Raw genomic sequence first — 14,944 nt, forward strand, 5'->3', positions numbered from 1 at the left:
GCGGGGGATGTCCTTCACGACTTCTTTGCGATCCGTGCCGCCTTGTCTGCGTCGTACCACCAGATGAACGGGAAGCCGGACTGACCGTATTTGGGCAATTCCGCCGGTCGGCCGAAGCGATCCCAGCGCGCGGTGCGGATCTTCGAATAGGTCCATTGCGGAACGACGTAGTTATTCCACAGCAGCACGCGGTCGAGCGCTTTGGTTGCCGCGACGAGATCGTCGCGACCCGTGGCGTAGATCAGCCTCTCGATCAGCTTGTCAATCGCCGGATTCTTGATGCCGGCAATATTGCGCGAACCAGCGATGTCGGCCGTCTTGGACGACCAGAACTCGCGCTGCTCGTTGCCCGGCGACTGCGACTCGCCCCATGAGTTGGTGACGACGTCGAAATCCCAGTCCCGAGTCCTGTTCTCGTATTGAGTCGGGTCGACCGTGCGCACGCTGACCGCGATGCCGAGTCGTTCCAGCGACGGCTTGTAGAACAGCGTGACCCGCTCGAAGCTCGGATCCTGATTCAGCAGCTCCAGGGTGAACTGCGCACCGGTCTTGACATCGACCAGCTTGCGGTCGCGCACCTCGTAACCGGCCTCCTTGAACAGGCGCAGCGCCTCGCGAAGATTGTCGCGCACGGCTTCCGGACTGCCGCCGACCGGATTGGTATAGGCCGTCGTGAAGACTTCAGGCGGAACATCGGCGCGAACGGTCTCGAGGATCTCGAGCTCCTTGCCTTGCGGCAACCCGGTCGCCATGAGCTCGTCGATACCGTCGAAATAGCTGCTGACGCGCTTGTACTGACCGTAGAAGATCTGCTTGTTCATCTCCTCGAAGTCGAACGCATAGTTGAGCGCGCGACGGACGCGAGGATCTTTGAATTTGGCGCGGCGCAGGTTCGGCACGAAAGCCTGCATCACACCCGAGCTGCGATTGGCGAACTCCTCGAGGATCACCCGCTTTTCGGTCACGGCCGGGAAGTCGTAGGCTGTCGCCCAGTTCTTCGCACTGTTCTCGGTGCGCCAGTCCACCTGATCGGCCTTGAAAGCCTCGATCGCCACGGTGGCATCGCGGAAATACTCGTAGCGCATCTCGTCGAAATTGTTGCGGCCCACATTGGTGGCGAAATCGCGCCCCCAATAATCCTTGACGCGCTCCAGCGCGATCGACCGTCCCGCCACGAATTCCTTGACCTTGTAGGGACCGGAACCGAGCGGTATTTCGAGCGTGGTCGCGGAGACATCGCGCTTGCGGCCTTGCGCGTCGGTCCCCTCCCACCAATGCTTCGGCAAAACCGTGAGCTGCCCGACGATCTGCGGCAGCTCGCGGTTGCCCGGTGCGTCGAACACGAACTTCACCTCGCGCTCACCGACCTTCTCGGCCTTCACCACATGGCTGTAATAGGCCGAGTACATCGGGTGATGCTTCTTGAAGGCATCCAGCGAGAAGATCACGTCGTCCGCAGTGACCGGCTTGCCGTCATGCCATTTGGCCTGCGGCCGCAAACGATAGGTGACGAAGGAAAAGTCGGCCGGGTGGCTGACGGCCTCGGCCAGCGCGCCGTATTCGGTCGAGACTTCGTCGAGCGAGGGCGTCGTGAGGGATTCGTAGATGAACGCGACGGCACCGGCGACCTGCCCCTTCACTCCCGCCACTACGATATTGAAATTATCGAAAGTGCCGACGGCGATCTGGCGCGCGACACCGCCTTTGGGCGCTTCCGGATTGACGTAATCGAAGCGCTTGAAGTCGGCGGGATATTTGACCTGTCCGAACAGCGACAGCGCGTGGCGCCAGGGCGCCTCACTGGCGGATTGCGCCGCGGCCGTGCCGATGACGGGAAGGCCCCCTACGGAACCGAGGGCGGGGAGCGCTACGGCGGCAGTGCCGGTGAGCAGGAGATCGCGTCGGGTAATGGCCAAATCAACATTCCTGGTCTTGAAGGAGGTTACCCCTTTAAGTGCTCAATATAGGCGAGGTTTCGACGGAATATGTTGCTTTTTCCTCATGTTGGAAGTCCCGGCGGCCTGTCGGATGCGGCCAAACGCCCCGATAAACTCACCGCGAGGCCCGGATAAGCGAACGGCCAGGCTTTTCAGCCTGGCCGCACATTCAAGATCGGTTTTTGACGGCCTTACTTCGACGCCGTCGGGATCGGCTGAGGATGCTCTGACAGCGAATTCAGATAGGCGATGACGTCGGCGCGCTCGGAGTCCTTCGGGATGCCGGCGAAGCCCATCGCGGTGCCCGGGATGAAGCCCTTCGGATTGGCAATGAACTTGTTGAGGTCGTCGAACGACCAGGTGCCGCCCTTGGCCTTCATGGCGGCCGAGAAGTTGAAGCCGTTGCGGCCCTCGCCCCTGGCTTCGCCGACGACGCCATAGAGGTTCGGACCGACGCGATTCGGGCCGCCCTTCTCGAAGGTGTGGCAGGCGCCGCATTTCTTGGCAGCCGAAGCGCCCTTTTCGACGGAAGCGGTCTGGAGCAGCTTTTCGATCGGCTCGGAGGGCGCAGCAGCGGCGCCACCTTCCTTGCCGTGGCCAGCATCTTCCTTCACGGCGATCTCGAAACCAGGCTTCGCCAGCGGCTTCGGTGTGAACAGCGCCTGGGCGGCAAAGCTCGTCACAAGCAGAATGAGACAGGTGCCAAGCACGGCACCGAGGATCTTGTTCAGTTCGAAAGAGTCCATTTCCGGCCAGGCCCCACACCACAGTAAGGAAATAGCGGCCGAGCGGCCGCCAGGACGAGCCTCGGGAGAATCAAACGTTCCTTGTTGTTTCCCCGAGTTTTGCCATTGAGATATCGGTTTGCCCGGGGTCTGGCAACCCGTATAAGCGACCCGGCTTTCAGCCCGTCCCCACCCCATTTCTCGACGCGGAAAACCTCTCGTTTCCAGGCCCTTGACCCGATGATCGATCCCCGCATCCTGGTGCTGATCCCGGCCCGCATGGCCGCCACCCGCCTGCCCGGCAAGCCGCTCGCCGACATCGCGGGCCTGCCGATGATCGTGCATGTGATGCGGCGGGCAGAGGCCGCCGGCATCGGCCGGGTCGCGGTCGCAACCGATACGGACGAGATCGCCTCCGTGGTCACCGCCCATGGCGGCGAAGCCGTGATGACCCGCCCGGAGCACCCCTCTGGCTCGGACCGCATCCACGAGGCAATGCAGAAGCTCGATCCCTCAGGCAAGGCCGAGATCGTGGTCAATCTCCAGGGCGATTTCCCGACCATCACGATCGACAACATCCGCGAGGTGCTGCCGCCGCTGCAAGATCCGGCCGTGGACATCGCGACGCTGGCCTCGCAGATCCATACCGAGGAGGAGGACCTCGCGCCGAGCGTCGTAAAGGCGATCGGAACCTCGCTCGGCGGGAAACGCATGCGCGCACTTTATTTCACCCGCGCGACTGCGCCGACCGGCGACGGACCGCGCTACCACCATATCGGCCTCTACGCCTATCGCCGCGCCGCGCTGGAGCGCTACGTCTCGCTGCCGCCGTCCCCGCTGGAATTGCAGGAGAAGCTCGAGCAGCTCCGGGCGCTGGAGGCCGGGATGCGGATCGACTTCACCATCGTCGACACCGTGCCCCGCGGGGTCGACACGCCGGCGGACCTGGAGACCGCCCGCAGCATCCTTTCCAAATCCTGAGCCGCTGTTACAAGGCCGATCATGAGCAAGCTGAAAATCGCATTCCAGGGCGAGCCTGGGGCCAACTCCCACATCGCCATCGTCGAGGCCTATCCCGACGCCGAGCCGATGCCCTGCGCCACCTTCGAGGACGCGCTGTCGGCGATCTCGTCGGGCGAGGCCGATCTCGGCATGATCCCGATCGAGAATTCGGTCGCGGGCCGCGTCGCCGATATCCATCATCTGCTGCCGGCCTCCGGCCTCTTCATCATCGGCGAATGGTTTCTACCGGTCCGCCATCAGCTGATGGCGGTGAAGGGGACGAAGCTCGAGGACATCAAGAGCGTCGAGAGCCACGTGCATGCGCTCGGCCAGTGCCGGCGCATCATCCGCAAACTCGGCATCAAGCCGATCGTGCACGCCGACACCGCCGGCAGCGCCCGCGACATTTCCGAGCGCAACGACAAGGCCGTCGCCGCGATCGCCTCGCGGCTTGCGGCAAAGATCTACGGCCTCGACATTCTGGCCGAGGACATCGAGGACGAGGCGCACAACACCACGCGCTTCGTGGTGCTGGCGCGCGAGCCGAAATGGGCGACGCAAGGCTCCGGCCCGCTGGTCACGACTTTTGTATTTCGCGTGCGCAACTTGCCCGCCGCGCTCTACAAGGCGCTCGGCGGCTTCGCGACCAACGGCGTCAACATGACCAAGCTCGAAAGCTACATGGTCGACGGCAATTTCTTCGCCACACAGTTTTATGCGGACGTCGACGGCCACCCTGAAGACAAGGGACTGGCATTCGCGATCGAGGAGCTGAAATTCTTCTCGCGCGAATTCCGCATCGTCGGCGTGTATCCGGGACACCCGTTCCGCGCGACGTTCAGCGAGACGCAGCAGGATTGATTGCGTGTCCCGGGCGCGCGAAGCGCGAGCCGGGACCCAGGGGCGGCGATACCCGGAGCGCGATGGGCCCCGGCTCTGCGGCCGCACCGCTTCGCGCTGCGCCGCGTCCGGGGCACGAGAGCTTTACGCGGCCGCTTTCAGCCCGAACGCCTCGGCCAGCAGCGAATACGACTTCTTCCGTGCGTCGTGGTCGTACACGGCCGTAATCACCATCAACTCGTCCGGCTTGCTCGCGTCGATCAACGGCTGCAGTTTCTTTTGCACCGTCGCCGGATTGCCGACGAAAAGGCGCGAACGGTTGCGCGAGATCGAAATGCGCTCGGCATCCGTATAGGGATAGGCCAGCGCCTCCTCGACACTCGGCAGCGGCAGATATTGCCCGCGGTCGCGGCGCAGGCGGTTGAGATCGAACGAGGTGGCGAGCTTTTCGGCCTCCTCATCCGTGTCGGCCGTGATGACGGCGACGGCGAGGATCGCGCGCGGGCTCGCGCTCCAGGCCGAGGGCTGGAAACGGTTGCGGTAATGCACCATCGCATCGATCGCGTCATGGGATGCGAAATGATGGGCGAAGGCGAAACCCATGCCGACCTGCGCGGCGAGCTCCGAGGAATAGTCGCTGGAGCCGAGCAGCCAGATCGGCGGCAGCTTGGTGTCGTCGGGCATCGCGACCACGTTGTTGTAGGGATGGCCCGCGGGAAATTCGCGGGTCTCCCACAGAATCAGTTCGTGCAGCCGCTCCAGGAAGTCGTCGCCCTCGCGGCGGTCGAGACGGCTGCGCAGGGCGTAGGCCGTGGCGCCGTCGGTACCGGGGGCGCGGCCGAGACCGAGATCGATGCGGCCGGGAAACAGCGCCTCCAGCATCTTGAAGCGCTCGGCCACCACGAGCGGGGCGTGGTTGGGCAGCATCACCCCGCCGGAGCCGACGCGGATGTGCTTCGTCACCGCCGCGATCTGCCCGATCATCACGTCGGGCGCCGGGCTCGCCACCGAGGCGAGGTTGTGATGCTCGGCGAGCCAGTAGCGGACATAGCCAAGCCCATCGACATGGCGCGCCAGATCGATGCTGTTGCGCAGCGCCGCGGCGGGTCTTGTACCTGTGGTGACGACGGAGAGGTCGAGGACTGAGAGCGGGATCATGGCGCGCTAAGGTAGTGAAGGCCAGCGCGGCGGCAATGGGCAGACTGCGCAGGTCTGGCGTGTGCGGGCCGCGAACCCGCACGGCAGCGCCAGTTGAGGCGATGGGACAAAATTTGCCGCGGCAACACCATCTTCACACTGCCCACGCCCCTTACTTGCTTCTGCTCGCCGCAAAAAACATTCCAATTTATTGATTCATATAACACTTTGTCAAATCTACGCACTTCCCACTCACACCCTCATCCGTTCAATATTTCCACCGATACTGGTGAAAGTGGGCCACTTCCCATCCCCGATGGGCTGTCGAGTGCGACCGCTTTGGCTTATCTTGACCACATCCAATCGAGACCTGACTGCCGGCCGCCGAAAGCCGGACGAGCCCCTGGAGTGAGTGGTGCCATGACTGATCTGACGACGCCTGCCCGCGCCGAAGGGCAAGACGGGCACCTCTCCTCGAAGCGGCCTGCGATCTCCTTCGAGTTCTTTCCGCCCAAGACGGAAGAGATGGAGCGCAATCTCTGGGAGACCATCAACCGGCTCGCCCCGCTCGACCCGAAATTCGTCTCCGTGACCTATGGGGCCGGCGGCTCGACCCGCGAGCGCACCCATTCGACCATCACCCGCATCCTCAAGGAGACCGCGCTGCTGCCGGCCGCGCATTTGACCTGCGTCGGCGCCTCGCGCGGGGAGATCGACGAGATCGTCGACCGCTATCACGAGGTCGGCGTCCGCCACATCGTCGGCCTGCGCGGCGATCCCGCCGGCGGCATCGGCACGCCCTATTCCAGCCATCCCGACGGCTACCAGAGCTCAGCCGACCTCGTTGCGGGCATCAAGAAGCGGCACGGCGACATCGAAGTGTCCGTGTCCGCCTATCCCGAGAAGCACCCTGAAGCGCGCGACTTCGACGCCGACATCGACACCCTGAAGGCCAAGGTCGATGCGGGTGCGACGCGCGCGATCACGCAGGTGTTCTTCGATAACGACCTCTACTTCCGCTATCTCGACCGCGTCCGTGCCCGAGGCATCGACATCCCGATCGTGCCCGGCATCATGCCCATGCACAATTTCAAGCAGGCCCGCAATTTCGTCACCCGCGCCGGCACCTCCGTGCCGGATTGGCTGGCGGAGAAATTCGACGGCCTCGACGACGACGCCGAGACCCGCAAGCTGGTGGCCGCGACGGTTGCCGCCGGCCAGGTGCAGAAGCTGGCGAAGCGCGGCGTCGACACCTTCCATTTCTACACCATGAACCGCGCCGATCTCGTGTTCGCGATCAGCCATTTGCTCGGCATCCGCGCCAAGAGCGCGCAGAAGGCGGCTTAAGATAAAATGACCACTCCCGTTTCTCCCAAGCGAACTGCCCTGCTCAATGCCGCCCGCGAGCGTATTCTCGTGCTCGACGGCGCCATGGGCACGATGATCCAGAACCTCCAGTTCGACGAGGCCGCCTTCCGCGGCGAGCGCTTCAAGGATTTCCATCGCGACCTGCGCGGCAACAACGACCTGTTGATCCTGACCCAGCCGCAGGCGATCGAGGACATCCACGCCGCCTATTTGCGCGCCGGCGCCGACATCGTCGCGACCAACACCTTCTCGACGACCTCGATCGCGCAGGCCGATTACGACCTCACCGACATCGTCTACGAGATGGCGCGCGAAGGCGCCCGCCTCGCCGGCAACGCCGCAAGGCGCGTCGAGGCCGAGGACGGCAAGCCGCGCTTCGTCGCCGGTGCCATCGGCCCGACCAACCGCACCGCCTCGATCTCGCCCGACGTTTCCAATCCCGGCTACCGGGCCGTCACGTTCGACGATTTGCGCAAATCCTATGGCGAGCAGATCAACGGCATGCTCGATGGCGGTGTCGATCTGCTGCTGGTCGAGACCATCTTCGACACGCTGAACGCCAAGGCGGCGCTCTATGCGATCGCCGAGATCACCGAAGAGCGCGGCATCGACGTGCCCGTGATGGTGTCGGGCACCATCACCGACAAATCCGGCCGCCTCCTCTCCGGCCAGATGCCGGAAGCGTTCTGGAATTCGGTGCGGCACGCAAAACCCGTCACCATCGGCTTCAACTGCGCGCTCGGCGCGGAAGATCTGCGCGCGCATATCGCCGACATCGGCCGCGTCGCCGACACGCTGGTGTGTGCCTATCCGAACGCCGGCCTGCCCAACGAATTCGGCCAGTACGACGAGACCCCGGAGTACATGGCGCGCCTGGTCGGCGAGTTCGCGCGCGATGGCCTCGTCAACATCGTCGGCGGCTGCTGCGGCACCACGCCGGACCATATCGCGGCGATCGCGGCGGCCGTCGCCCCGCACAAGCCGCGCGTCGTGCCGGAAATCGAACCTCGCTTAAGGCTCTCCGGCCTCGAGCCGTTCATCCTGACGGACGCCATCCCGTTCGTGAACGTCGGCGAGCGCACCAACGTCACCGGCTCCGCCCGCTTCCGCAAGCTGATCACCGCCGGCGACTACACGGCCGCGCTGCAGGTCGCCCGCGACCAGGTCGAGAACGGCGCGCAGATCATCGACGTCAACATGGACGAAGGGCTTCTAGATTCGGAAGCCGCGATGGTGACCTTCCTCAACCTCGTCGCCGCCGAGCCCGACATCGCCCGCGTCCCCGTGATGGTCGATTCCTCGAAATTCTCGGTGATCGAGGCCGGCCTGAAATGCGTGCAGGGCAAGCCGGTCGTCAACTCGATCTCGATGAAGGAAGGCGAGGAAAAGTTCATTCACGAGGCCAAGATCGCCCGGCGCCATGGCGCAGCCGTGGTGGTGATGGCGTTCGACGAGGTCGGCCAGGCCGATACGTTCGCGCGCAAGACCGAGATCTGCAAGCGCGCCTACGACATCCTGGTGGACCGCGTCGGCTTCCCGCCTGAGGACATCATCTTCGATCCGAACATCTTTGCGATCGCGACCGGCATCGAAGAGCACAACAATTACGGCGTCGACTTCATCGAGGCGACGCGCTGGATCCGCCAGAACCTGCCGCACGCGCATATCTCCGGCGGCGTCTCCAATCTGTCGTTCTCGTTCCGCGGCAACGAGCCGGTGCGCGAGGCGATGCACTCGGTGTTCCTGTATCACGCCATCAAGGCGGGCATGGACATGGGCATCGTCAATGCCGGACAGATGATCGTCTATGACGACATCGATGCCGAGCTGCGCCAGGTGTGCGAGGACGTCATCCTCAATCGCGACCCCGGCGCGTCCGAGCGCCTGCTGGCGCTTGCGGAGAAATTCCGCGGCAACAAGACCCAGACCAAGGAAGCCGATCTCGCCTGGCGCGAATGGCCGGTGGCGAAGCGGCTGTCGCATTCACTGGTGCACGGCATCACCGAGTTCATCGAAGTGGACACCGAGGAGGCCCGCAAGGCATCCAAGCGTCCGCTCGACGTGATCGAGGGCCCCTTGATGGCCGGCATGAACGTGGTCGGCGACCTCTTCGGCGACGGCAAGATGTTCCTGCCGCAGGTGGTGAAGTCCGCGCGCGTGATGAAGCAGGCGGTGGCGTGGCTGATGCCGTTCATGGAGGAAGAGAAGGCGCGCAACCTCGCCAACGGCATCGGCACCGAAGGTTCATCTTCCGCCGGCAAGATCGTGCTCGCGACCGTCAAGGGCGACGTCCACGACATCGGCAAGAACATCGTCGGCATCGTGCTCCAGTGCAACAATTTCGAGGTCATCGACCTCGGCGTGATGGTGCCGGCGGCCAAGATCGTCGAGACCGTGAAGGCGGAGAAGGCCGACATCGTCGGGCTATCAGGCCTGATCACGCCCTCGCTCGACGAGATGGCGTTCTTCGCCGGTGAATTGCAGCGCGAAGGTTTGAAGCTGCCGCTCTTGATCGGCGGCGCCACCACGAGCCGCGTGCACACGGCGGTCAAGATCGACCCGAGCTATCGCGCCGGTCCCGTCGTCCACGTCAACGACGCCAGCCGCGCCGTCGGCGTGGCCTCCTCATTGCTCTCGCCCGAGAAGCGCGAGGCCTATGCCGCCGAGGTGCGCGCCGAATACGCAAAAATCTCGGCCGCGCATCTGCGCGCGCAGGCCGACAAGAAGCGCCTGAAGCTCGCGGCCGCGCGCGCCAACCGCGTGCCGGTCGACTTTGCCGCGAACAAGCCGGTGAAGCCGACCTTCTTGGGCATCCGCAGCTTTGACGAATACGATCTCGCCGAGCTCGTGCCCTATATCGACTGGACGCCGTTCTTCCAGACCTGGGAGCTCGCCGGCCGCTTCCCCGCCATCCTCGACGATTCCAAGGTCGGCGAGGTCGCGCGTTCGCTCTATGACGATGCGCGCAAAATGCTCGACCTGATCGTCAAGGAAAAATGGTTCCGGGCGCGCGCGACGGTCGGCTTCTGGCCGGCGAACGCTGAAGGTGACGACATCGTGCTCTATTCCGACGAAAGCCGGACCAAGCAGATCGCGACGCTGCACACGCTGCGCCAGCAGCTCGAGAAGCGCGAGGGCCGGTTCAACGCCGCGCTCGCCGACTTCGTCGCGCCCGCCGGCGTCCCCGACTATGTCGGCGGCTTCGTCGTCACGGCCGGCATCGGCGAGGATGTGGTCGCCGACCGCTTCAAGATGGCCAATGACGACTACTCCTCGATCCTGTGCAAGGCGCTGGCCGATCGTCTCGCTGAAGCCTTCGCCGAACGCATGCATGCCCGCGTGCGCCGCGAGTTCTGGGCCTACGCGCCGGACGAAGCACTCTCCTGCGACGATCTGATCCTCGAGAAGTACCAGGGCATCCGCCCCGCGCCGGGCTATCCCGCGCAGCCCGATCACACCGAGAAGGCGACGCTGTTCGAGCTGCTCGATGCGGAGGCGACTGCCGGCGTGAAGCTGACCGAGAGCTTTGCGATGTGGCCGGGCTCTTCCGTGTCGGGGCTCTATTTCGCGAACCCCGAGAGCTATTATTTCGGCGTCGGCAAGATCGAGCGTGACCAGGTCGAGGACTATGCCGCACGCAAGGGCATGACGGTGGCGGAAACCGAGCGCTGGCTCGCGCCGGTGCTGAACTACATCCCATCGCAGCAGACCGACAAGACCTTCGTGGCAACGCCCGCGAACGACGAGACGTCGAAGGACCTCGCCTCGCATCCGCCCGGCTGCACCTGCGCGGTGCATCTCGTCTGGCAGAAGAAGCGCGCGGGGGCGGGGTAGGCCCGCCTTCGCTTCCCAGCCCGCCTTCGCTTCCCAAGACTAAAAAGTGAAAAACAACCCCATGCACAGTAGAGGTGGGGTTGAAAGTCTTGAGGAATTTCGGTCTTGCCGAAACGGCTTGCTCCGTCGGGCAAAACACCGGTAATATTCCATCATCGCCTGCCGTGCCGATGGATGCCACACGCGCGTCCCCATCCTCCCCTGGAGGGGGATTTCGCATGCAGCGAACCGGAATGCGGACCGAGGTGGGTGACGGTCTCTCCGCGTGAACACTACCCGTGTTGAGAGGTCACCCCACCCCGCTCGCGCTTCGCGCGCACGACCCTCCCCCTCCAGGGGAGGGTAGAGACCTCGCTCCTTCGGCGGCGCCGGCGGCTGCACGATCTCCCTGGACGGCGCCTGCGCCTCGCAACAACCGACAGTGCGCGACGCAAAGAGCGGCCTGCTCCTTTCTGACACACCACCAGGACGAGTCGCGGTCCGGAATTCGGCTCACCGGCAATTTCGCGCAGGAACCAGGCGGTGTGAACTCGTTCACTTGTCCGCTCAACCTTGATTCGCTACTCTATCGGTCTACTACCTTCAAACCGATGGTTTGCTTGGGATCGAGCATATGAACCAGTTCATTGCACTGTTCGTCGCCGCGATCGCCCTTGTCGTGCTGCCTACGATTGCCGCGGCTGACTGTCCGAAAGGCTACGTGCCATGCGGCGAACGAAACCAGTTGTGCTGCCCGCGAAAGTAGCAAGTCGCAAATGGCTTTGGCTTGGTAGCCTCGTCTTTGTCGCGATCGGCCTGGTGATGGTTGCAGCCTGGGTCGGATTCCCGCGAAAGAAACAGACGATCACGGCCATCCTCTCCGAGACCGGATATTTCGAGGTGGTGCCGCCGAGCACGTTCGGCGGCCCCGGCACCATCAACACGATCGAATATCTGAGCAATGGCCGGCTGGAGCTGCATCCGACCTGCGATATCGACCCCACGCTGCTGGCCGACAAGATCCGGAAATCACCGACGGTGGACCGGGACCTGAAGCAGTCGCTCGAGAAGAATCTCGACGTGTCCGCGCAGGTCAGGGACAAGCTGTCGGCGGTCGCCGGAATGCAGCAAGTTGATTCTATTCACCTCAAGCTCGAGAACGCCAACATTCTCCTGATTTCCGACGAGTCGCTGATATCGACCCGCAATGCATTGCTGAAGGCCGAATGCGAGGACGCGATCGCCCTGAACCTTTCGAGCGGCGGAGTGGTCTGCCAGACGCGGTCCGTGCTGGAAGCCGACGTCGTCTACGAGATCAAATATCACAACACGATTTCGATGGAGGAGCGGGCCAAGCTGACATCCGAGATCGCGGCGAAGCTCGAGCTGGACGCCCACCAGGGATCGGACGACAAGGTGTCCGGCTCTCAATTGTTCTTTGGCATAAGGCTGTCGCCGAATCCGATCGTCCTGAAGTCCGCGGCGGGTGAGATCAAGCCCTGCAACAGGAGATAGGCGCGCTTTCACCCCTTCGGCGGGGCCAGCGGCTGCACGACCTCCCTGAACGATGCCAGCGCCTCGCAGCGTTCGGCGTGTGCCGACAGCGCCGGATAGCGCGATGGCTCGAACAGTTGCGGATGGGCTTCACGGGTGAAGCGGACGACGCAGGCAACCGCAATGTCGGCGTGGCCGATCCGGTCGCCCAGCCAGTACGGCGTCGTCACCCCGGCGCGTTCGCCTTCGAGCACCTTCAGCACGTCGGCGATCTGCGCCTGGCAACGCTCGACCCACAGCGCAAGCTGCTCCTTCCGCAGCACGCGCTCATAGAGCAGGCTCACCGCCTTGTCGCCGAGGCCGGTAGCGAGTGCGCAGATGCGTAAATGCTTTCGCCGCTCGGCGCCGCCGCGCGGCAGCATCGCCTTCTCCGGCCCGACGAGCTCATCGAGATAGTCCAGAATGATCGTGCTCTCGATCAGCGCCTCGCCATCGTCGAGCACCAGCGTCGGCACGCGGCGCAGCGGATTATACGGCGCGATCTTGTCGGCGTCGCCGAAGGTGGACCATGGCCGGTGCTCAAAGGCGAGGCCGTAGAGCCGCAGCGCGATCGCGACACGGCGGACGAAGGGAGAATCGTATTGGCCAATCAGGAACATGGTTCTCGCTCACTAGTCAGGGCCGAGGCTCGAAGCCGGCCATTCATCTTCTTCACAAGGCCATTATCGAACGACACAGCCAGCGAGCGGTGCTCAACGGCAACAGCTACACATTTTCGTCTCGGCACTGCCTCAACTCCAGCTTGCCGAACAAATTGTCGCATGGTTCATTCCGCGAACCCAGAGGGAAGCCAAATGAATCGGCGGGCATTGAGAGCGGCAGCGGTCGGCCTAGCTCTTACGGCGATCGTGCCCGACGTCACGTCAGCAGCCGATCTGCCGATGAAGGCGCCGCCCAAACCTGCCGACTTCAATCCGTTCTGGGCCGAGGCCGACTACCTTGCCTGGAGCGTGACGGGCGACAAGCTGCCGGCGCTGGTGACCACGAGCCCGGTCGGCACGCCGCTGGGAGTTGTCGGCGTGCTCGGCCAGCCCACGACGACCGTGCTGTTCGGCAATTCCAGTGTGAACAACGACTGGCGTTCGGGCGGGCGCATCACCGCCGGCTACTGGTTCGATCCGCAGCGCAGCCGCGGCATCGAAGCCTCGTTCTTCGGGCTGGAAAATCTCTCGACCGGATTTGCGACCGACACCAATGCCAATCCGATCCTGGCACGGCCCTTCACCAATGCGCTGACGGGATTTCCCGACGCGCTGATCGCGGGATTTCCGGGGCTGGCCACCGGCAGTGCCAGCGCGAGCGAAACCTCGCGCCTGCTCGGCGCCGGCGCGCTCTATCGCTGGGATCTCGGCGCGTGGAGCGGACAGCGCGTCAGCGCGCTGGTTGGCTATCGCTATCTGCGGTCGACCGACACGCTGACGATCTCCAATACCGCGACCATTCTTGCCTTCGGCACCTTCAGCCCCACCGACAATTTCAAGGCGTCGAGCAATTTCCACGGCCTCGATCTCGGCCTTACCGGTGACTGGCGCAATGGCCCGTGGTCGCTGGAGTGGCGCGGCAAGGTGGCGCTCGGCGCCAATCTCAACAGCGCCGACATTTCGGGCTCGACCGCCTCGACCGTGGCCGGCGTCACCACGACGGCCCCGGGCGGCTTCCTCGCGCTGTCGAGCAATATAGGCCATTACGACCAGACCCGCTTCGCCGTGGTGCCGGAGCTGTCGTTGAAGGCGGGATATCAGGTTGCGCCCGGCTGGCGGCTGATCGCCGGCTACGACGTGATGTACTGGACCGGCGTACAGCGCGCCGGCGGGCTGATCGACACCACCGTCAATCCGAACCTCGCGCCACCGCCGGCCGGCGGCGGGCCGAACCGGCCCGGGCCGGTGCTCAACACGACGAACCTGCTTGCGCAGGGGTTCAGCTTTGGCGTGCGGTATAAATACTGAGGGCGCGTAGCCCGGCATTACTCAATGATCGGCACATGCCTCGCCGCCGTCGGCGATGCCGTTCCGTCGAGGCGCGGGTCGTCGGCGATTTCGATCTGGCGGCGGAACGGGCGGAAGCCGGAGCGCTGGTAGAACGCGACGGCCGAGGGATGGTCGAAGGTGCAGGTGTGCACCCAGACGCGGCGCAGCTCGCGAGACCATGCGCGCTCCAGCGCGCGGTTCATCAGGAAGCGGGCGGCGCCCGTCCCGATCAATCCGGCGGTGACACCGAAATAGACCAGCTCGCACTGGCCGGCCTCGCGAAAGTCCAGCTCCAGCAGGCCTTCGTCGCGGCCGTTCACGACCAGGGCATAGACCTCGACGCCTGGCGCGTGGACGATCGCGGCAAGCTCCCTGTCATTCAGGCGCGCACGCGAGAACCACAGCCACTCCTCGCCGACGCGGCGATGGAGATCGCGATACCAATGAAGCGCGGGCGCGTCGACCTTGCGCAAGGACCACGCGCCTGGAGGATCGTCGCGGCGCGCGGGAGGTGCGGTCATCTCCAGATGGGTGACGACCGCAGCGATCTTGCCGGCGGGGATGTCGGAATAGCCGTCGGGGATGATCATGGGGCCTC

The 14,944-nt window shown here is 64.3% G+C and carries 11 protein-coding genes; 6 read left to right on the plus strand and 5 right to left on the minus strand.

Annotated elements, in window-relative coordinates; translation table 11 throughout:
* Positions 1 to 14: 14 nt before the first annotated feature.
* Positions 15 to 1,916 carry an extracellular solute-binding protein gene (locus tag ABIB99_RS12310; protein ID WP_354175944.1) on the minus strand — a complete coding sequence of 634 codons (1,902 nt, stop codon included), beginning with the start codon at positions 1,914 to 1,916 and terminating at the stop codon, positions 15 to 17.
* Between the two features lie 212 nt (positions 1,917 to 2,128).
* Complete coding sequence (locus tag ABIB99_RS12315) at positions 2,129 to 2,683, minus strand: c-type cytochrome (RefSeq protein ID WP_071916710.1); 555 nt, start codon at positions 2,681 to 2,683, stop codon at positions 2,129 to 2,131.
* Between the two features lie 219 nt (positions 2,684 to 2,902).
* Here ABIB99_RS12315 and ABIB99_RS12320 point away from each other — a divergent pair, with 219 nt between their 5' ends.
* Positions 2,903 to 3,643: a 3-deoxy-manno-octulosonate cytidylyltransferase gene (locus ABIB99_RS12320; protein WP_014498245.1), complete on the plus strand. Its 741-nt coding sequence runs from the start codon at positions 2,903 to 2,905 to the stop codon at positions 3,641 to 3,643.
* Between the two features lie 21 nt (positions 3,644 to 3,664).
* Positions 3,665 to 4,525 (plus strand): prephenate dehydratase, encoded by an 861-nt coding sequence (locus tag ABIB99_RS12325; protein WP_354175945.1) that lies wholly within the window; start codon positions 3,665 to 3,667, stop codon positions 4,523 to 4,525.
* A 123-nt stretch (positions 4,526 to 4,648) separates the two neighbouring features.
* On the opposite strand, the gene ABIB99_RS12330 is transcribed toward ABIB99_RS12325, so the two are convergent.
* Complete coding sequence (locus tag ABIB99_RS12330; RefSeq protein WP_354175947.1) at positions 4,649 to 5,662, minus strand: LLM class flavin-dependent oxidoreductase; 1,014 nt, start codon at positions 5,660 to 5,662, stop codon at positions 4,649 to 4,651.
* Between the two features lie 399 nt (positions 5,663 to 6,061).
* Here ABIB99_RS12330 and metF point away from each other — a divergent pair, with 399 nt between their 5' ends.
* From metF to ABIB99_RS12345, 3 genes are all read left to right on the plus strand, one after another.
* Positions 6,062 to 6,988, plus strand: a complete 927-nt coding sequence (gene metF / locus ABIB99_RS12335; protein ID WP_354175948.1) for a methylenetetrahydrofolate reductase [NAD(P)H] — start codon at positions 6,062 to 6,064, stop codon at positions 6,986 to 6,988.
* A gap of 6 nt (positions 6,989 to 6,994) precedes the next feature.
* The gene (gene metH, locus ABIB99_RS12340; protein WP_354175949.1) at positions 6,995 to 10,843 is read left to right on the plus strand and encodes a methionine synthase; all 3,849 of its coding nucleotides are present in this window, start codon (positions 6,995 to 6,997) and stop codon (positions 10,841 to 10,843) included.
* Between the two features lie 705 nt (positions 10,844 to 11,548).
* The gene (locus tag ABIB99_RS12345) at positions 11,549 to 12,337 is read left to right on the plus strand and encodes a hypothetical protein (RefSeq protein WP_354175950.1); all 789 of its coding nucleotides are present in this window, start codon (positions 11,549 to 11,551) and stop codon (positions 12,335 to 12,337) included.
* Positions 12,338 to 12,345: 8 nt separating this feature from the next.
* On the opposite strand, the gene ABIB99_RS12350 is transcribed toward ABIB99_RS12345, so the two are convergent.
* The gene (locus tag ABIB99_RS12350; RefSeq protein ID WP_354175952.1) at positions 12,346 to 12,975 is read right to left on the minus strand and encodes a glutathione S-transferase family protein; all 630 of its coding nucleotides are present in this window, start codon (positions 12,973 to 12,975) and stop codon (positions 12,346 to 12,348) included.
* A 195-nt stretch (positions 12,976 to 13,170) separates the two neighbouring features.
* On the opposite strand from ABIB99_RS12350, the gene ABIB99_RS12355 reads away from it, so the two are divergent.
* The gene (locus ABIB99_RS12355; protein WP_354175953.1) at positions 13,171 to 14,325 is read left to right on the plus strand and encodes a BBP7 family outer membrane beta-barrel protein; all 1,155 of its coding nucleotides are present in this window, start codon (positions 13,171 to 13,173) and stop codon (positions 14,323 to 14,325) included.
* 17 nt (positions 14,326 to 14,342) lie between these two features.
* Here ABIB99_RS12355 and ABIB99_RS12360 read toward each other — a convergent pair whose 3' ends face one another.
* Positions 14,343 to 14,936 (minus strand): GNAT family N-acetyltransferase, encoded by a 594-nt coding sequence (locus tag ABIB99_RS12360; protein WP_354175954.1) that lies wholly within the window; start codon positions 14,934 to 14,936, stop codon positions 14,343 to 14,345.
* Between the last annotated feature and the right edge of the window lie 8 nt (positions 14,937 to 14,944).

This window comes from Bradyrhizobium sp. LA6.1 (genome assembly GCF_040547805.1).
Classification (GTDB): Bacteria; Pseudomonadota; Alphaproteobacteria; order Rhizobiales; family Xanthobacteraceae; genus Bradyrhizobium; species Bradyrhizobium barranii.